Source organism: Amycolatopsis sp. NPDC049159 (assembly GCF_040648295.1).
In the GTDB taxonomy this organism is placed as follows: domain Bacteria; phylum Actinomycetota; class Actinomycetes; order Mycobacteriales; family Pseudonocardiaceae; genus Amycolatopsis; species Amycolatopsis pretoriensis_A.
Genome location: NZ_JBEZDL010000002.1, coordinates 88,590 through 109,716, shown reverse-complemented (window position 1 = coordinate 109,716; position 21,127 = coordinate 88,590). Strand labels below are relative to the sequence as shown.

At 71.8% G+C, this 21,127-nt stretch carries 17 protein-coding genes; 3 read left to right on the top strand and 14 right to left on the bottom strand.

Annotated elements, in window-relative coordinates:
* Window positions 1–20: 20 nt before the first annotated feature.
* Window positions 21–1,529 carry a glutamate synthase subunit beta gene (locus AB0B33_RS03760; RefSeq protein ID WP_360766457.1) on the bottom strand — a complete coding sequence of 503 codons (1,509 nt, stop codon included), beginning with the start codon at window positions 1,527–1,529 and terminating at the stop codon, window positions 21–23.
* Window positions 1,522–6,075, bottom strand: a complete 4,554-nt coding sequence (gene gltB / locus AB0B33_RS03755; RefSeq protein ID WP_360766454.1) for a glutamate synthase large subunit — start codon at window positions 6,073–6,075, stop codon at window positions 1,522–1,524. Before gltB ends, AB0B33_RS03760 begins: the two co-directional genes overlap by 8 nt.
* A 313-nt stretch (window positions 6,076–6,388) precedes the next feature.
* On the opposite strand from gltB, the gene AB0B33_RS03750 reads away from it, so the two are divergent.
* Window positions 6,389–7,177, top strand: coding sequence for an SDR family oxidoreductase (locus tag AB0B33_RS03750; RefSeq protein ID WP_360766452.1), 789 nt, complete (start codon window positions 6,389–6,391; stop codon window positions 7,175–7,177).
* 104 nt (window positions 7,178–7,281) lie between these two features.
* Here the strand turns inward: AB0B33_RS03750 and lgt are convergent, their stop codons facing one another.
* Genes lgt through AB0B33_RS03730 form a run of 4 tightly spaced genes read right to left on the bottom strand, consistent with a single transcriptional unit; the run spans window position 7,282 to window position 12,043 of the window.
* Entirely contained in the window at window positions 7,282–8,304 is a 1,023-nt protein-coding gene (gene lgt, locus AB0B33_RS03745; RefSeq protein WP_360766449.1) for a prolipoprotein diacylglyceryl transferase, read from the bottom strand.
* Window positions 8,305–8,322: 18 nt separating this feature from the next.
* Window positions 8,323–9,492 carry an amidohydrolase gene (locus AB0B33_RS03740; protein WP_247012371.1) on the bottom strand — a complete coding sequence of 390 codons (1,170 nt, stop codon included), beginning with the start codon at window positions 9,490–9,492 and terminating at the stop codon, window positions 8,323–8,325.
* Window positions 9,489–10,613 (bottom strand): amidohydrolase family protein, encoded by a 1,125-nt coding sequence (locus tag AB0B33_RS03735; RefSeq protein WP_360766446.1) that lies wholly within the window; start codon window positions 10,611–10,613, stop codon window positions 9,489–9,491. Before AB0B33_RS03735 ends, AB0B33_RS03740 begins: the two co-directional genes overlap by 4 nt.
* Window positions 10,610–12,043 carry an APC family permease gene (locus tag AB0B33_RS03730; RefSeq protein WP_360766444.1) on the bottom strand — a complete coding sequence of 478 codons (1,434 nt, stop codon included), beginning with the start codon at window positions 12,041–12,043 and terminating at the stop codon, window positions 10,610–10,612. The genes AB0B33_RS03735 and AB0B33_RS03730 overlap by 4 nt, the downstream gene beginning before the upstream one ends.
* 50 nt (window positions 12,044–12,093) lie before the next feature.
* On the opposite strand from AB0B33_RS03730, the gene AB0B33_RS03725 reads away from it, so the two are divergent.
* Window positions 12,094–13,452, top strand: coding sequence for a glutamine synthetase family protein (locus tag AB0B33_RS03725; RefSeq protein WP_360766441.1), 1,359 nt, complete (start codon window positions 12,094–12,096; stop codon window positions 13,450–13,452).
* Here AB0B33_RS03725 and AB0B33_RS03720 read toward each other — a convergent pair.
* The 7 genes from AB0B33_RS03720 to AB0B33_RS03690 form a co-directional block, all read right to left on the bottom strand.
* Window positions 13,444–14,331 (bottom strand): peptidoglycan recognition family protein, encoded by an 888-nt coding sequence (locus tag AB0B33_RS03720; RefSeq protein WP_360766438.1) that lies wholly within the window; start codon window positions 14,329–14,331, stop codon window positions 13,444–13,446. The genes AB0B33_RS03725 and AB0B33_RS03720 overlap by 9 nt on opposite strands.
* A gap of 22 nt (window positions 14,332–14,353) precedes the next feature.
* Entirely contained in the window at window positions 14,354–14,734 is a 381-nt protein-coding gene (locus tag AB0B33_RS03715) for a MerR family transcriptional regulator (RefSeq protein ID WP_360766435.1), read from the bottom strand.
* A gap of 33 nt (window positions 14,735–14,767) precedes the next feature.
* A complete protein-coding gene (trpA, locus tag AB0B33_RS03710) occupies window positions 14,768–15,559 on the bottom strand; it encodes a tryptophan synthase subunit alpha (protein WP_247012385.1) in 792 nt (263 codons plus the stop codon).
* Complete coding sequence (trpB, locus tag AB0B33_RS03705) at window positions 15,556–16,767, bottom strand: tryptophan synthase subunit beta (protein ID WP_360766432.1); 1,212 nt, start codon at window positions 16,765–16,767, stop codon at window positions 15,556–15,558. Before trpB ends, trpA begins: the two co-directional genes overlap by 4 nt.
* Window positions 16,764–17,573, bottom strand: coding sequence for an indole-3-glycerol phosphate synthase TrpC (gene trpC, locus AB0B33_RS03700; RefSeq protein ID WP_247012389.1), 810 nt, complete (start codon window positions 17,571–17,573; stop codon window positions 16,764–16,766). The genes trpB and trpC overlap by 4 nt, the downstream gene beginning before the upstream one ends.
* Window positions 17,574–17,697: 124 nt before the next feature.
* Complete coding sequence (locus AB0B33_RS03695; RefSeq protein ID WP_360767412.1) at window positions 17,698–18,225, bottom strand: Trp biosynthesis-associated membrane protein; 528 nt, start codon at window positions 18,223–18,225, stop codon at window positions 17,698–17,700.
* A 37-nt stretch (window positions 18,226–18,262) separates the two neighbouring features.
* Complete coding sequence (locus tag AB0B33_RS03690) at window positions 18,263–19,822, bottom strand: anthranilate synthase component I (protein WP_360766427.1); 1,560 nt, start codon at window positions 19,820–19,822, stop codon at window positions 18,263–18,265.
* A gap of 95 nt (window positions 19,823–19,917) precedes the next feature.
* Between AB0B33_RS03690 and AB0B33_RS03685 the strand changes: the two genes are divergently transcribed.
* On the top strand, window positions 19,918–20,532 hold the full coding sequence (locus AB0B33_RS03685; RefSeq protein ID WP_360766424.1) for a TetR family transcriptional regulator: 615 nt from the start codon (window positions 19,918–19,920) through the stop codon (window positions 20,530–20,532).
* A 27-nt stretch (window positions 20,533–20,559) separates the two neighbouring features.
* Here the strand turns inward: AB0B33_RS03685 and AB0B33_RS03680 are convergent, their stop codons facing one another.
* On the bottom strand, window positions 20,560–21,108 hold the full coding sequence (locus AB0B33_RS03680; RefSeq protein ID WP_360766421.1) for a hypothetical protein: 549 nt from the start codon (window positions 21,106–21,108) through the stop codon (window positions 20,560–20,562).
* Between the last annotated feature and the right edge of the window lie 19 nt (window positions 21,109–21,127).

Sequence of the window (21,127 nt, the reverse complement as noted above, 5' to 3'; positions counted from 1 at the left end):
GGGCCTTCGAAACGAACCGATCAGACCACCGCGAGCGGCAGCGCCGTCGGGTGCACTGGCGCCGGGAGGTCCGAAGCGCCAGTCAGGTACGTGTCCACCGCGTTGGCCACCGAACGGCCCTCCGCGATCGCCCACACCACGAGCGACGCTCCACGGTGCGCGTCACCACAAACGAACACCCCCGGCGTCTCCGTCTGCCAGTCCGCGCCGCAGGAAAGCGTTCCCCGCCGGGTCAGCGAAAGGCCCAGCCCGTCGAGCAACGGCATCTCCTCGACGCCTTCGAAGCCGATCGCCAGCAGAACAAGGTCGGCCGGGACCGTCTCGATCTCCTCCGTCACCGGGATGACCTCGCGGCGGCCCGTCGTCGGGTCCTTCTGGACTCGGACCTGCTGCAGCTCCACCGCCGTCACGTGGCCCTTGGCGGAACCGACGAAACGCTTGACCGCCACCGCGAACTTGCGCTCGCCCGCTTCCTCGTGGGCCGGGTATGTGCGCAGGATGTACGGCCAAGTCGGCCACGGTGAGCGCTCGTTGTCCCTTGTGGACGGTGGGGTCGGGTACTGGTCCAGCTGGGTCACCGAGCGCGCGCCCTGGCGGGTGGCCGTGCCGTAGGAGTCCGCGCCCGTGTCGCCGCCGCCGATGATGAGGACGTGCTTGTCGCGGGCGTCGATCGACGGCGGGCCGTCGCCCTCGACGTACTTGTTGGCCGGGACCAGGTGTTCCATCGCCAGGTGGATGCCCGTGAGCTCGCGGCCCGGCGTCGTCGTGTCGTCGCGGCCGCGCAGGGCGCCGACCGCCAGCACGACGGCGTCGTACTGCGCGCGCAGGTCTTCCACCGAGAGGTCGACGCCGACCTCGCAGCCGGTGACGAACCGGGTGCCCTCCTTGCGCAGCTGCGCGAGGCGGCGGTCGAGGACCTTCTTCTCCATCTTGAACTCGGGGATGCCGTAGCGCAGCAGGCCGCCGAGGCGGTCGTCGCGCTCGAACACCGTGACCTCGTGGCCCGCGCGGGTCAGCTGCTGGGCGGCCGCGAGGCCGGCCGGGCCGGAGCCGACCACCGCGACGCGGCGGCCACTGGCCACTTCGGACATCTGCGGCTGGACGTAGCCCGCTTCCCACGACTGGTCGGCGATCGTCTGCTCGACGCGCTTGATCGCCACCGGCCCGCCGGAGTCCGGCGAGATCGACAGCACGCAGCCCGCCTCGCACGGCGCCGGGCACAGCTTCCCGGTGAACTCCGGGAAGTTGTTGGTCGCGTGCAGCCGGTCGCTCGCCGCGGCCCAGTCGCCGCGGCGGACCAGGTCGTTCCACTCCGGGATCAGGTTGCCCAGCGGGCAACCCGAGCCGCCGGAGTGGCAGAACGGGATGCCGCAGTCCATGCACCGCGACGCCTGCTTGCGCACCTTTTCGTTGCGCTCGGCGGAAGGAACGTCCGCGTAGACCTCACCCCACGAAGAAAGCCGTTCCTCGTAGGACTTCTTCGGCGGCTCTTCGCGGTCGTACTTCAGGAAACCGGTCGGGTCAGCCACGAGCGGCCTCCATGATCGCCTCGTCGACGTCGCGGCCGGCGGCCTTGGCCGCCTTCGCCGCGTCCAGGACCCGCTGGTAGTCGCGCGGCATCACCTTCGTGAACGCCGCCGAGCGGCGCGGCCAGTCGCCGAGCAGCGAGGCCGCCACCGCGGAGCGGGTGAGATCGTGGTGCTGCTGCACCGTTTTCTTGAGCCACGCCAGGTCGTCGGCGGTCGGCTTGAGCAGGTCCACCATGTCCTGGTTGACCTTCTTGCGGTCGACGTCGAGCAAGAACGCCATGCCGCCGGACATGCCCGCCGCCAGGTTGCGCCCGGTCGGGCCGAGCACCACCGCGCGGCCGCCGGTCATGTACTCGAAGGCGTGGTCGCCGACGCCCTCGGCGACGACCGTGGCGCCGGAGTTGCGGACGCAGAAGCGTTCGCCGACCTGGCCGCGCAGGAAGATCTCGCCGCCGGTCGCGCCGTAGGCGATCGTGTTGCCCGCGATCGTCTGCGCCTCGGCGGCGAACGACGCCACCGGGTCGGGGCGGACCACGATCCGGCCGCCGGAGAGACCCTTGCCGACGTAGTCGTTCGCGTCGCCGACCATGTCGAGGGTGATGCCGCGCGGCAGGAACGCGCCGAGCGACTGCCCCGCCGAGCCGGTGAGCGTGACGTTGATCGTGCCCTCGGGCAGGCCGTCCCCGCCGTAGCGGCGGGTGATCTCCGAGCCGAGCAGCGTGCCGACGGTCCGGTTGACGTTGCGCACCGGCAGCTCGATGTTCACGTGGTGCGCGTCTTCCAGCGCCGCCTCGGCGAGCTGGATGAGCGTGCGGTCGAGCGCGTGCTCGAGGCCGTGGTCCTGGCCGCGGGTGCGCCGCTTGGCGCCGCCGTACGGGGTCTCCGACGGCATCTCGAAGATCGGCGCCAGGTCCAGACCGGACGCCTTCCAGTGGTCGACGGCCTCGTCGGTGTCCAGCAGCTCGGCGTGGCCGATGGCCTCGTCGAGTGTGCGGAAGCCCAGCGCCGCAAGGGTTTCGCGGACTTCTTCGGCGATGAACCTGAAGAAGTTCACGACGTGCTCGACCTGGCCGGTGTAGCGCTTGCGCAGTTCGGGGCTCTGCGTGGCGACGCCGACGGGGCAGGTGTCGAGGTGGCAGACGCGCATCATGATGCAGCCCGCGACGACGAGCGGTGCTGTCGCGAAGCCGTACTCCTCGGCACCGAGCAGCGCCGCGATGACGACGTCGCGCCCGGTCTTCATGGCGCCGTCCACCTGCACGGTGATCCGGTCGCGCAATCCGTTGAGCAGCAACGTCTGCTGGGTCTCGGCGAGGCCGATCTCCCACGGCGTGCCCGCGTGCTTGAGCGAGTTCATCGGGGACGCGCCGGTGCCGCCGTCGTGGCCCGAGATGAGCACGACGTCCGCGTGCGCCTTGGACACGCCCGCCGCGACCGTGCCGACACCCAGCGAGGACACCAGCTTCACGTGGATGCGGGCGTGCTCGTTGGCGTTCTTGAGGTCGTGGATCAGCTGGGCCAGGTCCTCGATGGAGTAGATGTCGTGGTGCGGCGGCGGCGAAATGAGGCCCACGCCCGGCGTCGAGTGCCGGGTCCGCGCGATCCACGGGTACACCTTGTTCGGCGGCAGCTGGCCGCCCTCGCCGGGCTTGGCGCCCTGCGCCATCTTGATCTGGATGTCGTCGGCGTTGACCAGGTACTCGCTCGTGACGCCGAAGCGGCCCGAAGCGACCTGCTTGATCGCGCTGCGCCGCTCGGGGTCGTAGAGCCGTTCCGGGTCCTCGCCACCCTCACCGGTGTTGGACCGGCCGCCGATGCGGTTCATCGCGATGGCCAGGGTTTCGTGCGCCTCGGCCGAGATCGAGCCGTACGACATCGCGCCGGTGTTGAAGCGCTTGAAGATCGCTTCGGCGGGCTCGACCTCGTCGAGCGGCACCGGCTCGCGGACGCCGTCGCGGAAGGCGAACAGCCCGCGCAGCGTGCCGCCTTCGCGGTAGAGGCGGTGCACCTCGTCGGTGTACTTGCGGTACACCTCTTCGCGGCCGGTCTTGGACGCGTGCTGCAGCAGGAACACCGTCTCCGGCGTGAACAGGTGCAGCTCGCCCTCGCGGCGGTAGGCGTACTCGCCGCCGGTGTCGAGTCCACGGTGGACGCGCTCGGTCGGGTTGTCCGGGTACGCGCGGCGGTGGCGCACGGCCACCTCTTCGGCGAGCACGGTCAGGCCGACGCCGCCGAGCTTCGACGACGTCCCGGTGAAGTACTCGTCGAGCAGGTCCTGGGCCAGGCCCAGGGATTCGAAGACCTGGGCGGCGGTGTACGCGCCGACCGTCGAGATGCCCATCTTGGACATGATCTTCAGGACGCCCTTCACGAGCGCCTGCACGTAGTTGCGGATCGCCTTGGCGGGCTCGATGCCGGTGACCGCGCCCTGCCCGATCATGTCCTCGATGGTCTCGAAGGCCAGGTACGGGTTGACCGCGGCGGCGCCGTAGCCGAGCAGCAGCGCGATGTGGTGCACCTCGCGGGCGTCGCCGGACTCGACGACGAGCGCGACGCGCAGGCGCTCCTTGGTGCGGACCAGGTGGTGGTGCACCGCGGAAACCAGCAGCAGCGACGGGATCGGCGCCATCCGGTGGTCGGAGTCGCGGTCGGACAGCACCAGCGTGCGCGCGCCGGCCGCGATCGCCTCGGACGCCTCACGCCGGACGCGCTCGATCGCACCGGCCAGCGCCTCGGCGCCACCGTCCACTTCGTACAGTCCGGAAAGGACACTGCACGCGAAGCCGGGGAGGTCGCCGTCGTCGTTGATGTGGATGAGCTTCGCCAGCTCGTCGTTGTCGATGACGGGGTACGGCAGCTTCAGGTGCCGGCACGACGCCGGGCCGGGGGCCAGGAGGTTGCGCTCCGGGCCCATGATCCGCGCCATGCAGGTGACGAGCTCTTCGCGGATCGCGTCCAGCGGCGGGTTGGTGACCTGCGCGAAGTTCTGCTTGAAGTAGTCGTAGAGGAGCCGGGATCGCTGCGACAGCACCGCGGGCGGGGTGTCCGAGCCCATCGAGCCGATCGGCTCGGCGCCCTTCTCCGCCATCGGCGCGAGCAGGATCTTGAGTTCTTCTTCGGTGTAGCCGAAGGAAAGCTGGCGGCGCAGCACCGAATCGTGGCTCTGCACGACGTGGTCGCGGTCGGGCAGCTCGGCGATCTTCAGCAGCCCGGCGTGCAGCCAGGCGTCGTAGGGCAGTTCGCCGGCGAGGGCGGACTTGACCTCTTCGTCGTCCACGATCCGGCCGGCCTCGGTGTCGACGAGGAACATCTTGCCGGGCTTGAGCCGTCCCTTGGCCACGACGTCGGCGGCGGGAACGTCCAGGACGCCGGCCTCGCTGGCGAGGACGACGCGGTCGTCGGCCGTGCGCCACCAGCGCGCGGGGCGCAGGCCGTTGCGGTCCAGGACCGCCCCGACCAGGCTGCCGTCGGTGAAGGTGACGCACGCCGGGCCGTCCCACGGCTCCATCAGGCTGGCGTGGAACTGGTAGAACGCGCGACGCTCGGGCTTCATGGTGGCGTGGTTCTCCCACGCCTCCGGGATCATCATGAGCACCGCGTGCGGCAGCGACCGGCCGCCCAGGTGCAGCAGCTCGAGGACCTCGTCGAAGGACGCCGAGTCCGAAGCGTCCGGCGAGCAGATCGGGAACAGCCGCGACAGGTCGCCGTCGAGGAGCTCGGACTCCAGCAGCGCCTCGCGCGCCCGCATGCGGTTGCGGTTGCCGCGGATGGTGTTGATCTCGCCGTTGTGGGCCACGAACCGGAACGGGTGGGCCAGCGGCCACGACGGGAAGGTGTTGGTGGAGAAGCGGGAGTGCACCAGCGCGATGGCGCTTTCCAGCCGCTCGTCGCGGAGGTCGGCGAAGAACGCCGGCAGCTGCTCCGGCGTCACCATGCCCTTGTAGACGATCGTCCGCGAGGACAGCGACGGGAAGTACGTGCCACAGCCGGAGTTCGCGCTTTCGTGCTCGACGCGCTTGCGCAGGCAGAAGGCCAAGCGGTCGAGCTCCAGGCCCGCTTTTCCGTCGGCGGTGACGAAAAGCATGGCGAAGTGCGGCATCACCGAGCGCGCGGTCGGGCCGATGTCGGCGCGGTCGGCGTCGACCGGCACCTCGCGCCAGCCGAGGACCTCCAGGCCCTCTTCGACGGCGATGCGTTCGGCCAGCTCGACGGCCTTGCGGCACTGCTCGGCGTCTTGGGGGAGGAACGCGATGCCGGCGGCGTAGGTGTGGTGGCCGCGCTCGTCGGGTTCGGGCAGCGCGAAGCCGGCTTCCGCGCGCAGCAGCACATCGGGTAGCTGCAGCAGGATGCCGGCGCCGTCGCCGCTGGTGGGTTCGGCGCCGGCGGCGCCGCGGTGGTCGAGGTTCGTCAGCGCGGCCAGGCCGTCGGTGACGATTCCGTGGGAGCGGCGCCCGCGGATGTCGGCCACCATGGCCACACCGCAGGAGTCCTGTTCGGTCTCCGGGTCGTAGAGACCCTGCTTGCCGGGAATGGCGGAGAAGATCATGAAGAAGGGACCTCCTTCGTCGTCTGTCGTGCGGGGCCGGGCTACCGGCCGGGAGCGCACGGGACGACGATGGCCCGCTTGTTAGCGCGACTTTAACACCTGGGAAACACGTCAGCATCAATTCGGACTGCCCCGAACAGCGCCGGACGGTAACGATCCGGCAGCGCGGAACGACGTAGTTCCTGATGGGTTCCCGGTAGTTCGCGGCGCTAAGTATACGGCCCGGAAACTCCGGCCGAGCCTAACGTGACCAGTCCGACCCGGCACATCCGGCCTGTGTCCGCCGTCACTAGAACGTGTTACATTTCGCCGCATGATCCTCGACCGGTTCAAGCTCACCGACCAGGTCGCGGTGGTCACCGGCGCCGGCCGCGGCATCGGCGCGGCCACGGCCGTGGCCCTCGCCGAAGCGGGCGCCGACGTGGTCATCGCCTCCCGGACCGCCGCCCAGCTCGAAGAAGTGGCCGCCCGGGTGTCGGCGGCCGGTCGCCGCGCCGTCACCGTCCCCGCCGACCTCTCCACACCGGACGCCGCGGCCGCACTGGCCGAGACGGCGGTGGCCAAGTTCGGGCGCCTCGACCTGGTGGTCAACAACGTCGGCGGCACGTACCCGCGGCCCCTGCTGGAGACCACTCCGGACTTCCTGGAGGAAGCGTTCCGCTTCAATGTCTCGACCGCGCACGCGCTGACGGCGGCGGCCGCCCCTGCCCTGGTGAAAGCGGGCGGCTCGGTCGTCAACATCTCGTCGGTGATGGGCCGCGTCTCGGGCCGCGGCTTCGCGGCGTACGGAACGGCGAAGGCGGCCCTGGCCCACTACACCCGCCTGGCCGCGGCCGACCTGGCCCCGAAGGTCCGGGTGAACGCGATCTCGGTGGGCTCGGTGGCGACGTCGGCCCTGGAGATCGTGGTGGGCAACCCGGAGCTGAAGGCCAAGATGGAGTCGGCCACCCCGCTGGGCAAGATCGGCGAGGCGGAGGACATCGCGGCGACGGTGGTGTTCCTGGCCTCGCGGGCCGGCGGGTACATCACCGGCAAGATCCTCGAGGTCGACGGCGGGCTGCAGACACCCAACCTGGAGCTGGGCCTGCCCGACCTGTCCTGAGGGGCACCCTCGTGGCCGTGAAAGCCAGGGGCCCCGCTAAGCCGGATCGGCCGCCCCAGGTCCAGCGGTTCGCAAAGTCATGAGGGTGCCCCTCATGGCTACGGTCAGCTCTCGTCGGTCTTCTTGGGCTCTTCGGCCGGGGCTTCGTCGGCGGGCTTCTCCGCGGCCGGGGCCTCGGCTGCCACCTTCGCGTGTTCCGGCTCCCCGTCCGCCGGGGAAGCGCCGTCGACCGGCACCTCGTCCGGCCCGGGCGCGTCCTTGCTCACCAGCGTCTCCGGCAGCTCCCGCGGCCCCCGCTTCCCGGCCAGCACGAAGTACACCACCGCCGCGGCGAACAGCAGGATCGACGTCCACACGTTCACCCGCAGGCCGAGGATGTGGTTCGCGGTGTCGGTCCGCATCATCTCGATCCAGCCGCGGCCGACCGTGTAGCCGGCGACGTACAGCGCGAACGCCCGCCCGTGCCCGAGCTTGAAGCGCCGGTCCGCCCAGACGACCAGCAGCGCGACCAGCAGGTTCCAGATCAGCTCGTACAGGAACGTCGGGTGGACCGGGCTCTCCGGCAGCGGGATGTGGTCGATCGCGACGCCGTTGAGCAGATTGCTCGGGTCGTCGATGTTGATCCGCTGGTAGACCTCCAGGCCCCACGGCAGATCGGTGTGCGCGCCGTAGAGCTCCTGGTTGAAGTAGTTGCCGATGCGGCCGATGGCCTGCGCGACGACGATGCCCGGGGCGATCGCGTCCGCCATCGCCGGCAGCGGGATGCCCTTGCGGCGGCACGCGATGAGCGCGCCCACCGCGCCGAGGGCGATGGCGCCCCAGATGCCGAGGCCGCCGTCCCAGATCGCGAACGCGTTCCAGGGGTTCTTGCCCTCGGTGAAGTACAGCTCGGGGTCGGTGATCACGTGGTACAACCGGCCGCCGACCAGGCCGAACGGCACCGCGAACACCGCGATGTCGATCACCGTGCCCTTGGTGCCGCCGCGGGCGGCCCAGCGCCGTTCGCCCCACCAGATCGCCACGATGATGCCGGCGATGATGCACAGGGCGTACGCGCGGAGCGGGATCGGTCCCAGGTGCCAGACCCCCCGGTCGGGACTGGGGATCGTCGCGAGGTAGGCGCTCATCACGCGGCCACCGTAGCGCTACCGGCCCGGACCATCCAAGGCGGCCAGGTACCCCGCCACCAGCGCGTGCGCGACGTGGGTGACGGCTTCGTCGCGCGGGAGGAAGCGTTCGTCGTGCAGGCTGGGCACGCCCGCGGTGTCGCCGAGGCCGACGAAGAGCATCAGCCCGCGGGTCGCGCCGCCGCAGTAGTGGGCGAAATCGTCGGCGCCGAAGGACCGGAACTGGTCGTCGACGGCGAAGCCCGCGTGGCTCAGCCAGCGCTGGGCTCCGGTCGCCAGCGCGGCGTCGTTGTCCAGCACCGGCTCGCACGGGCTGATCTCCAGCTCGGCCGTGCAGCCGTGCGCCCGCGCGGTGCCGTGCACGATGTCGGCGAGCGCCTCCAGCGCGCGGTCGCGGTCCTTCTCTCGCATCAGGCGCAGCGACCCGAACGCGGTCGCGCTGTTCGGGACGACGTTGGCCGCCGCGCCCGCCTGGATCCGCCCGACCGAGCAGACCGCGCCGAACACCGGGTCGATCCGGCGCGACGCGAGCTGCTGCAGGCTCACGACCAGCTGCGACAGCGCCAGGATCGGATCGCGCAGCAGGTGCGGGTAGCCGGCGTGGCCGCCCTGGCCGTGCAGGGTCACCTCGAACTCGTCGGTGGACGCGTTCACCGGGCCGGGCACCGCCGCGACGACGCCGTGCGCGATCCGCGGCTGGACGTGCGCGCCGATCACCGCGTCCACGCCGTGCTCGGCCAGCACCCCGGACTCGACGATGTCGACCGCGCCGGGCGGCGACGTCTCCTCGCGCGGCTGCAGCAGCGCCAGGATCGGCCGCGGCACGCCGGCGCGCACCGCCGCGCGGCCGACGGCGACCAGCGCGGCGAGGTGGACGTCGTGGCCGCACGCGTGCATCAGCTCGTTGCCCGACGCCCACGGCACGCGGGTGCCCTCCAGCACCGGGAGGGCGTCGAGCTCGGCCCGCAGCGCCACCGCCGGGCCGTCGCCGCCGGGCAGCGGGATGGCGCGGCCGGTCTTGGCGACGCGGATCCCGTCCCCCGCGCCGAGCGCCTCGGCGACCAGGCGGGCCGTGTCCTCTTCGTCGCCGGAACCGCGCGGGTCGGCGTGCACCGCGTGCCGCAGCTCGACGGCGGCGGGCAGTTCGTCGGCGATCGCCCGCGTCCACCGGGCCCACAGGTCACTCACACGTGCTCCAAGCGGTAGATCCTCTGCGCGTTCTCGTGCCCCACCAAAGCACACAGCCGCACGGCGTCCACTTCGGACACCGCGTCCGCGTCGAGCGCGGCACGCACGAAGTCGGACAGACCTCGCCGGAACAGGGCCGTGCCCAGGTGGTACAGCTCGGCCAGGCCGAACGCGTCGGTCGAGAAGAGGACCTTCCCGAACGGCGCGACCTCCAGCAGCTCGGCCAGGATCGCCGGCGCCCGGAACCCCGCGTTGTGCGTGATGAGCCCGGCGTCCACGAACACGTGCTCGAAGACCTGCGCCAGATACGCGGCGCCCCGGTGGAAGGGGTAGTTGTGCAGCAGCAGGATCGGCACGCCGAGGTCGCGGGTGGCCCGCAGCAGCCCGGTGAGCAGGAGCGGGTCGCAGCGGTGCAGGTCGACGTCGGAGTCGCCGTAGCCGACGTGGAACTGCACCGGCAGGCCCAGGTCGAGGCCGGTGAAGACGAGGTGCCGGTGCAGCACCTCGTCGGCCAGGCGCGGGTTCCCGCCGCGCAGCCAGCGTCCCGCCGCGGCCGCCACCTCCGAGGGCGACGGCCGCTCCCCCGCCAGTTCGAGGCCGACGCGGTAGGCGGCGATCGACTTGAGCCCGACGGCGGTCTTCGCGCGTTTCCCCAGCTCGTCGGCGAAGGCGGCGGCGAACCCTTCGGCGGTGGTCCCGCCGATGACTGCCTCGGCGACCTGTTCCAGCCGGACGACGTCGTGCGCGCGGGTGCCCGCGAGCGCGGCGAACTCCGGTGTCGTGGTCACCGGCTCCGGCAGGAACCCGCCGTCCAGGAGGAAGCCGGTGGTGCCGGTGGCGCGCAGGAACCGCCGCGCCACCTCGGCCGCGCCCAGTTCGGCGCGGCGTTCGAGGTAGGCGTCGGCGTCCGCGTGCTTCGGCAGGTCGAGGACGGGCGCGCAGCGTTCGCGCACGGCCAGCCCGATCAGCGAGTCGAACAGGCTCGTGCCGAGCGGCGAGCGCGCGTCGGCCTCGGTCAGCATCCCTTCGAAGTCCGCGCGGGTCACGTCCCGGGTGACGAGGCCGTGGCAGTGGTGGTCCACCAGCGGCAGGTCCGCGACGAACGGGAGCAGGTCGGTCATGCGCCTCCGTCCACGGTGGTCAGCCCCTCCCCCACCCTACGAGCGTAGGCGGGCGCCGACAGCACCAAGATCACCGCGAGCACCAGCACCGCCGCTGCGGCAACGGGAAACCAGCGCGCCGGTCCCTCGGCCGGGTAAGGCACCACGTTGACGTAGACGGTGTACCCGAGGACGGCGAGCGCGCCGAGCGGGAACACGAGGTACCACCCCGGTACGCGCATGCGGCGCTTCACGAACAGCAGCAGGATCGCGCCGAGCGTCGTGAGCAGGTAGATCACCAGCAGGATCAGCGTCCCGATCGAGCCCGACCAGGCGAAGGTGTCCGCCGCCGTGGCGCCGAAGGCCAGCGCGCACACCAGGGTGATCAGCGCCGCCGCGCCGGTCACCGCGCCGACGGCGACCACCGGCGTGCCGCGGCTCGACGTCCGGCCGATGCCGCGGCCGCCGACGGCGTCCCGCCCCAAGGCGTACAGGAGCCGCGAACCGCCGACCACGCAGGCGAGGCAGCAGCCGAACGCGCTGATCGCGGCGCCGACGCTGATCACGTCGCCGACCCAGGCGCCGGCGTAGCGGCTGCCGAGGTCGCCGAGCAGGGACGGCGAGTCGTGGAACGCGGCCGCGTCGGTGCCGAACGCCATCATCTCGACGGCGGTGACCACGACGAAGTAGCCGCCGCCGAAGATCGCCGTGCCGAGGATCGCGCGCGGGATGTTCCGCTTCGGGTCGTGCGTCTCCTCGCCGAGCGTGGCCGCGGCCTCGAAGCCGGCGAAGGACAGGAAGCCGAACACCGCGCCGAGGAAGACGCCGGACAGGCCGGTTTCCGGCACGAAGACGTCCAGGGTGAACCGGGCGCCACCGGGGGCGTTCCCGGCCAGCAGGCGCACCAGGATCACCACCGTGACCAGCAGGATCACCGCGATCGTCGCGCCTTCCACGGCGAGCAGCGTGCTCGTGCCGCGGCGGGCGGGCAGCACCGCCAGCAGCCAGGCACCGGCGAGCGCGACGGCCGTCAGCACGAACGGGCCCCAGGACGGCGGATCCGGCCAGATCCCCGTCTGCGTCAGGAAAGCCGTGCCGAGCGTGCCCGCGGCCGAGCTCGTGACGACGGCGTAGAACGTGTACGTGCCGAGCAGGCCGATGCCGGAGACGACGCCGGCGCGCGGGCCGAGGGTGGCGCCGACGAAGGCGTACACCGAACCGGCGTGCTGGTAGTGGCGGCAGAGCTTGACGAAGCCGTACGCGACCAGCAGGACGCCGACCGCGGAGAGCAGGAACGCGAGGGGGACGGCGCGGCCGGCGGCGGCCGCGGTCTGCTGGGGGTTGATGTTCGCGGCCATGCTGGGCGCCATCAACGCCACGGACAGGCCGACGGCCTGCCAGACGGAGAGGGAGCGGCGCAGCCCTGGACGGGTTTCGACGGTGTCTGACACGATCTCCACCTCTTTTCTCAAGACGAACAGTGAACAACGACGGGAGCGGGATGAGCCAGCTCGATCGGGCAGAACTCGCGCAGCAGGGCGCGATCCGGGCCGACGGCCTGCGCGCGGCCGGCGTGGAGCTGGTCGCGCTGACCTTCGTGGACAACAGCGGCATCGCCCGGGTCAAGGCCGTCCCGGTGGACCGGCTGTGGTCGGCGGCGTCGTGGGGCGTCGGCGCGTCGAACTCGTTCGACTTCTTCCTGGCCACCGACGACATCGTGGGCGGCACGTACTCGCACGGCCCGGTCGGCGACCTGCGGCTGCACCCGGACCTCGACGCGCTGGTGCCGCTGGCTGCGCAGCCGGGCTGGGCGTGGGCGCCGGTCCGGAAGTACGACACCGAGGGCGAACCGCACCCGCAGGACGCGCGGGCGCTGGCCGCGGCCGCGACGGCCGAGCTGGCCTCGCACGGTTACCGGGCACGAATGGCGTTCGAGCTCGAATGGGTGATCACCGCGGCGGACGCGCCGGACGACCCGCGCTCGGCCACCGCGGGCCCGGCCTACGGCTACGCGCGGCTGTCCTCGCAGGCGGGCTACCTGCGCGCGCTCGTGTCGGCGTTGTCCGCGCAAGGCGTTGCGGTGGAACAGATCCACCCGGAATACGCGGCGGGGCAGTTCGAGCTGTCGGTGGCGGCGGACGACCCCGTGCGCGCGGCCGACGTCGCGGTGCTGACGCGGGAGACGATCCGGGCGGTCAGCGGGCAGCACGGGCTGCGGGCCTCGTTCACGCCGAAGTTCGCACCGGGCGGCGTCGGCAACGGCGGCCACGTCCACCTGAGCGTCTGGGACGGCGACCGCAACCTGTGTTCCGGCGGCGACGGTCCCTTCGGGCTGACGCGGACGGCGGAGGCGTTCGGCGCCGGCATCCTCTCGCGGCTGCCGGCGCTGCTGGCGATCGGCGCGCCCTCGGTGGTGAGCTACCTGAGGCTGGAGCCGCACCACTGGGCGGGTGTGTTCAGCGCGTGGGGCCTGGAGAATCGCGAGGCACCGCTGCGGCTGGTGCAGGGCCCGGCTGGGCAGCGCGAACGGACGGCGAACTTCGAGGTCAAGTGCTTCGACCTGACGGCGAACCCGTACCTGGTGGTGGCGGCACTACTGTTCGCGGGACTGGCGGGCGTTTCGGCGTCGGCGTCGCTGCCGGAACCGGTGGACGTCGACCCGGCAACGCTCCCGTCGGCGACGCGCCTGCCGACGTCGCTGGCGGACGCGGTGACGGCGTTCGAAGCGGATTCGGTGCTGACGTCGGCGTTCGGCCCGGAGCTGGCGACGACGCTGATGGACGTCCGCCGCGGCGAAATCGACCGGCTCGGTTCGCTGCCGCCGGAAGAGCTGTGCGCGGTGATGCGGTACCTACATTGAGGCTTTCACCTCGTCCCGCAGCTGCGGGAGCTTGGCGTAGAGGCGGTCGCCGGGGCACTCGGTGTTGTAGAAGTCGCGGTGGCCTTTGATTTCGGCCACGGGGATGCCGTACTGGCGGCAGACGTGGGCGCAGAAGACGACGAGCGCCGCCCACTGCGCTTCGGGTGGCTCGACGCTGGTGTAGGTGCCTTCGTTTTCGATGCCGATGGCGTTGGTGTTCTGCCCGGGGCAGTGCGCGCCCTGGATCATGGTGGTGCGGCCGCGCAGGGCGTCGAGACTGCCGTGCCGCCCTTCGAGCCGGTACCCGCCGCGGCTGACGGTGAAGTGCTGGCCGGTGTCGGACCAGCCGTTGTTGTCCATGTGGTCGTGCTGGTCGTCGCGGGCGACCTGGAAGGCGTGGGCGCGGGAGTAGTCGGTGCTGTTGGCGCTCGCGATGTGGTGGATGAGGATGCGGTTCGCGGGGTGGTCGAGCGTGGTGAGGGCATCGGCGGGCGGCCGGGCACCCCACTCGGCACAGCTGTAGACCCGCGGTTCGGTCGCTGCTTCTGCTGCACGGGGTATCGCGAGCCCGGCTGCTCCCGAGGCTGCGATGCCGGCGGCGCCGCGGAGGAAGGCGCGCCGCGGGAAGTGGCCTGAGTCGAAGTCCATGGCGCGGAGCTTGATCGAGCCGCGTACAGCTTTCGTACAAAGACCGTCAGAGGTGGAGGGTGGCCTCGAAGGGGCGGGTGAGGTGGAGATCGCGCGCTTGAGAATCCGGTCCTGCACCTTGGCCGATGGCGAGACGATTTCCGCTGCCACCAGGACATCACTCGCCGCGTAGGCGACGGTGTCAGTCCCGGGACAGTTGAAGATCACCAGGTCCGGGACCAGCTCGGCCACTGTTCTGGATCAGGTAAGGGTGTCACGCCGGTGCGGCAGCCAGCTCCTCCGCCCCGCTGTACAGCCGGATCTTGAACCGGATGTGGTCCTGGTGCTCCTGCAACCGCGAGATCTGCGCCGCCACCCGCCGTTCGTGCTCGCGCAGGACCTCCACCCGCTCGTCGCGGGTCGCCTCGCCGGAGCGCAGCAGCTCCACGAACCGGAGCATCTCCGCCACCGGCATGCCCGTGTACCGCAGGCAGCGCAGGAGCTGCAGGAACTCCACATCCTGGTCGGTGAACACGCGCCGCCCGCCGGCGGTGCGGCCGACGTGGTGGAGGAGGCCGATGCGCTCGTAGTACCGCAGGGTGTCGATGGTGAAGCCGGTCTTTTCGGTCACCTGGGCCGGGGTGTAGGACGTCACCCGCCCAGCCTGGCACCTGGAGCGCACTCCAGGTCAAGCGGTGGCGACCGCCCGGCGCACGCCTTCGGCCAGCTCGGCGGACAGCGCACGCACCCCGGAAGGACCTTCCGCCGCCGCCGTGACCAGGGCCGAGCCCACGATCACCGCGTCCGCGAACGACGCCACCTCGGCCGCCTGGTCGCCCGAACGGACGCCCAGGCCCACGCCGATCGGCAACGACGTGTGGGCCCGCGTGCGGCGGACCAGCTCCTCGGCACCCGCGCCGACCTGGTCGCGCGCGCCGGTCACACCCATCACCGCGGTCGCGTAGATGAAGCCCGACGAGGCCGCCGCCGTGCGGGCGAGGCGCTCCTCCGACGACGAAGGCGCCACCAGGAACGTGCGGTCCAGGCCGTGCTCCTCCGACGCCGTCAGCCACGCCGAGGCTTCGTCCGGGATCAGGTCCGGCGTGATCAGCCCGAGGCCGCCCGCCGCCGCGAGGTCGCGGGCGAAGCGGTCGACGCCGTAGCGGTTGACCGGGTTCCAGTAAGTCATCACGACCGCGCGGCCGCCGCGGGAAGCGATCGACTCGACGACCTCGAAGACGTGCTTGAGGCGGAAGCCGTTGTCCAGCGCCGTCACCGAGGCGGCCTGGATGGTCGGGCCGTCCATCACCGGGTCGGAGTACGGGACGCCGACCTCGATCAGGTCCGCGCCGCCGTCCACGCACGCCGCGATCAGGTCCTTCGACCCGGCCACCGTGGGGAAGCCCGCCGGGAGGTAGCCGACCAGCGCGGCCCGGCCCTCCGCGCGCGTCGTCGCGAAGAGGTCGTCCAGCCCGCTCATCCGTTCACCAGCCCGAACCACTTCGCCGCCGTGTCCATGTCCTTGTCGCCGCGACCGGAGAGGTTCACCACGATCAGCCCGTCCGGCCCCAGCTCGCGGCCGAGCACCAGCGCGCCGGCCAGCGCGTGCGCCGACTCGATCGCCGGGATGATGCCCTCGGTGCGCGAGAGCAGCTTGAACGCGTCCATCGCCTCGGCGTCGGTGACCGGGCGGTACTCCGCGCGGCCGGTGTCCTTCAGCCACGCGTGCTCCGGGCCGACGCCCGGGTAGTCCAGCCCGGCCGAGATCGAGTGCGACTCGACCGTCTGGCCGTCCTCGTCCTGCAGCAGGTACGTCATCGCGCCGTGCAGGTTGCCCGGAGTGCCCTTCGTGAGCGTCGCCCCGTGCCGGTTGCCCTCGATGCCCTCGCCGCCCGGCTCCAGGCCGACCAGCCGCACGGACGGGTCGTCGTAGAAGCCGGAGAAGATGCCGATCGCGTTCGACCCGCCGCCGACGCACGCCGCGACGACGTCGGGCAGGCGGCCGGCCTGCGCGAGGATCTGCTCGCGGGCCTCGGTGCCGATGACGTGGTGGAAGTTGCGCACCATCGTCGGGAACGGGGCCGGCCCGGCGGCCGTGCCGAACAGGTAGTGCGTGGTGTCGGCGTTGGTGACCCAGTCGCGCAGCGCCTCGTTGATCGCGTCCTTCAGCGTCCGCGAACCGGTCTTGACCGGGATCACCTCGGCGCCGAGCAGCCGCATGCGGGCCACGTTCAGCGCCTGGCGCTCGGTGTCGACCTCGCCCATGTAGACGACGCAGTCGAGGTCGAGCAGCGCGCACGCGGTCGCCGTCGCGACACCGTGCTGGCCCGCGCCGGTTTCGGCGATGACGCGCTTCTTGCCCATCCGCTTGGTGAGCAGTGCCTGGCCCAGCACGTTGTTGATCTTGTGGGAGCCGGTGTGGTTCAGGTCTTCGCGCTTGAGGAAGACCCGCGCGCCGCCGGCGTGCTCGCCGAAGCGCTTGGCCTCGGTGAGCAGCGACGGGCGGCCCGCGTAGTCCTTCAGCAGGCGGTTGAACTCGTTCAGGAACTCCGGGTCGTGCCGGGCCTTCTCGTACTCCGTGGCGACCTCGTCGACGACGCCGATCAGCGCCTCCGGCATGAACCGCCCGCCGTACGGGCCGTAGTAGCCCCGCTCGTCCGGGTCGTGCTTGTCGTGCTGCTCCGTCACCGCGACGGCCTCGGGCAGGCGGGGTGCGATCCGGCGGTGACCAGCTTGACCAGGGAACCCTTCGGGTCACCGGACGCGACGAGACCCTCGCCGACCAGCACCGCGTCGGCGCCGTGACCGGCGTAGGACATCAGGTCGCCCGGCCCGCGGACACCCGACTCGGCGACCTTGTAGACGTCCATCGGCAGGCCGGGGGCCAGCCGCGAGAAGACGTCCCGGTCCACCTCGAGGGTGTGCAGGTTGCGCGCGTTGACGCCGATGACCTTGGCGCCCGCTTCGAGGGCCTTGTCGGCCTCCTCGGCGTTGTGGATCTCCACCAGCGCGGTCATGCCGAGCGACTCGACGCGGTCGAGCAGCGCGACGAGCGCGTTCTGCTCCAGCGCGGCGACGATCAGCAGCACCATGTCGGCACCGTGCAACCGGGCCTCGTGCACCTGGTACGGGCTGACGATGAAGTCCTTGCGCAGGATGGGGATGTCCACCGCGGCGCGGACCGCGTCGAGGTCGGCCAGCGACCCGCCGAAGCGGCGCTGCTCGGTCAGCACGCTGATCACCCGCGCGCCGCCGTCTTCGTAGTCCTTCGCCAGCGCGGCCGGGTCGGGGATGTCGGCCAGGTCGCCCTTGGAGGGGCTGCGCCGCTTCACCTCGGCGATCACGCCGATGCCGGATTCACGCAGCGCGGACATCACGTCGCGGGGTGCCGGGGCGGCGGCCGCGCGGATCTTCAGTTCGTCGAACGGCAGCGCGGATTCCCGCACGGCGAGGTCTTCCCGCACGCCGGCGACGATGTCTTCGAGCACGCTCACCGGGCGCCCCCGCCCTGGCACGTGCTCACGGATTCACTCGCAAGGTCGCTCACAAAAACCTTCCCCTTCCCGCCGAAACGATGCTAACCCCCGCATCTGGAGCGCTCGGTTCCGGGTGCGTGCGTTACTCCGAATGCCTGCCGCGGACGTCCGTCGGGTCCTCCCCTTCCGACAGCGCTTCCCACAGCTCGGCGTCCGGATCGCGGGTCTTCTTCCGCGTCGCCGGAGCCGCGTACTTGGTACCCAGCCGCGCCGCCTTGCCCGCGCCCTTGACGGCTGCCAACCCGCCGGCGGCGACGAGAATTCCCCCGAGCACGGCCAGCGCGCGCCCGATCAGCATCTGGGACACCGGCAGGCCGTCGGCGTAGCCGCCGAAGCGGACGCCGTCGATCCCGGTCCAGACCGCCGCCAGGCCGGCCAGCGCGAGCACGACGCCGAGCACGCGCCGCGCCCAGCCGCCGGTCGCGATGACCCCGGCCACCCCGGCCAGCGCGAGCAGGGCCAGCGGCACCAGGGCCGTCGCCTGCTGCTCGCCGGTCTCGCGGTACAGCACCGTGCCGCGCACGCCGCCGTCGCGGAATTCGGCGAACCAGGTCAGCCGTGACGCGCCCCACAGCGCGAGCGCGCCGAGCAGCAGCCCGGTCACGATCATCCACAGTGGACGGCGGGACGGCTTGGCCGCGGCGGGCTCAGACACGGGCGGAGTCCGCGGCCGGGTCGAGGGTGCCCGCGGGCACCATCGTCTGCGCGGCGGCCACCGCCGAGAGCACGGTCCTGGCCTTGTTCAGCGATTCCGTGTCCTCGTAGTCCGCCACCGAGTCCGCGACCACCCCGCCGCCGGCCTGCACGTGCGCGATGCCGTCCTTGACCAGCGCGGTGCGGATCGCGATCGCCGTGTCGGCGTCGCCGGCGAAGTCGAGGTAGCCCACGACCCCGCCGTACAGCGCGCGGCGGACCGGCTCCAGCTCCTCGATCAGCTGCATGGCGCGGACCTTGGGCGCGCCCGAGAGCGTCCCGGCCGGGAAGCACGCGGTAACGGCGTCGAAGGCCGTCTTGCCCTCGGCCAGCTCGCCGGTGACGGTCGAGACGATGTGCATGACGTGGCTGTAGCGCTCGATCTGGAAGAAGTCGACGACGCGGACGGTGCCCGGCTTGCAGACCTTGCCGAGGTCGTTGCGGCCGAGGTCGACGAGCATCAGGTGCTCGGCGCGCTCCTTCTCGTCGGCCAGCAGGTCCTTGGCCAGCTGCGCGTCCTCTTCCGGATCGGCGCCGCGCCAGCGCGTGCCCGCGATGGGGTGCGTGGTCGCGCGGCCGTCCCGCACGGTGACCAGGGACTCGGGGCTGGAGCCGACGATGTCGAAGCCCTCCAGCCGCAGCAGGTACATGTACGGGCTCGGGTTGGACGTCCGCAGCACGCGGTAGATGTCGAGCGCGTCGGCGGCGGTCGGGATCTCGAACCGTTGCGAGGGAACGATCTGGAACGCTTCGCCGGCCTTGATCGCTTCGACGGCCTTCTCGACCGCGGCGTGGAAGTCCGCCTTGGACCGCTTCCGGGTGAACTCCGGCGCGGGCCGGTCGAACGCGGCGACGGTCGCGGGCGCGGGCACCTGCAGCTGCTCGGTCATCGCGCTCAGCCGGGCGACGGCGTCGTCGTAGGCCGCGTCCACGCGCTCGGGCGAGTCGTCCCAGTTGACGGCGTTCGCGATGAGCGTGACCGTGCCCTCGTGGTGGTCGAACGCCGCGAGGTCGGTGGCCAGGAGCATGGTCAGCTCGGGGATGTCGAGGTCGCGCTCGGCCAGCTCGGGCAGCCGCTCCAGCCAGCGCACGGCGTCGTAGCCGATGTAGCCGACCATGCCGCCGGTCAGCGGCGGCAATCCGGGCAGGGGTTCGGTGTGCAACGCTTCGATCGTTTCGCGCAGCACGGTGAGCGGGTTGCCTTCGCACGGCAGGCCGACCGGCGGGGTACCGGTCCAGACCGCTTTCCCGGCACGCACGGTCAGCGCGGCCGGGCTGCGGACGCCGATGAACGACCAGCGCGTCCAGGAGGCGCCGTTTTCGGCCGACTCGAACAGGAACGTGCCCGGCCGGTCGGCGGCGAGCTTGCGGTACACCCCGATCGGCGTCTCGCCGTCGGCGAGGACCCGGCGCACGACCGGGATCACGCGGCGGCTCTCGGCGAGGGCGCGGAAGTCCTCGCGGGACGGGCTGACCGAGCCGGGACCGGTCGAACCGGCGGAAGCGCTGACCATGGGGCTCATTGTGCCGCCCCGGGCAGATCCGGCGACGGCGGGGCCACAATTCAATGAATGTTGAATTGCACCGGGACGTGCGCCATGATGGAGCCGTGAGCACCACCGACAACCCCGACACTACTGCCCGCCGCCGCGGCCGCCGGCCCGCCGGCCAGGACACCCGCACGGCGCTGGTCGAGGCCGCGCGGGCGGTGTTCGCCGAGAACGGCTACGACGGCGCGACGGTGCGCGCGATCGCCACCCGCGCCGGCGTCGACGCGGCGATGGTCAACCACTGGTTCGGCAGCAAGGAGGGCCTGTTCGCGAAGGCCGTGCTCCAGCTGCCGTTCGACCCGGTGGAACTGCTGGGGGAAATCCGCCGCGGCCCGGACGAGGAGATCGGCGAACGCATCGTCCGCACCTTCCTCACCCGCTGGGACGGCGCGGGCGGCGACGTCTTCCAGGCCCTGGTCCGCAGCATCACCGGCCACGAGCAGGCCGGCCAGGTCCTGCGGGCCTTCTTCCAGAACTTCTTCACCGGCCTGATCACGTCGATCGGCTCGGACCGGATCCCGCTGCGCACGGCGCTCTGCGCGTCCCAGCTGGTCGGCATGGGCATGATCCGGTACGTGGCGAAGTTCGAGCCGCTGGTGGCGGCGGAGGTCGAGACGCTGGTGGCGGCGGTGGCGCCGACGGTGCAGCGCTACATCACCGGCGAGATCGACTAGGCCCGCCGTCCCGCAGCCGGGAGTGCGTCAGGACGCCGGGCGCCACCGGGCGGCCTCGGCGCGCGCCCCGAACAGCACCGGTCCGTCGCGCAGGGGCGGGTTCGGGGGCACGAGCACCGTCATCGCGGGTCCGTCGCCGGCGACGATCGCCGGCAGCCCCGGCGTCAACGCCCGTACGGCCACCCCCGCCTGCCACGAGCGGAGATCGAGCCGGCTGCCGTCCGCGAACCGCACGGCGACGGGAACCGAGCCGGCCTGCCAGGACACATCGGCGACGGTGACGACCGCGCTCCGCCAGCCCGTCCGGCGGGCCGCCTGCGCGCGCCTGTCCGCGGCGAAGCCGCAGTAACCCCCGCACACCGCGATCACCGGGCCGAGCACCATGAGCGGCACCTGGCCGCTGAACAGGCACGCGACCGCGATCAGGATTTCCAGGACCAGGAACGCCGCCAGCCGCCGGAACCGCCGCTCCAGCACGGTCGTGCCCTGCCCGGACCACGCCGGCTCGCTCTTCTCCCGCGGTGGCAGGAAATCCGCGTACCGCTCGCGGCCCTCCACCGGGCCCGTTTCCCCCATTTCCGCAGCTTGCGCCGGG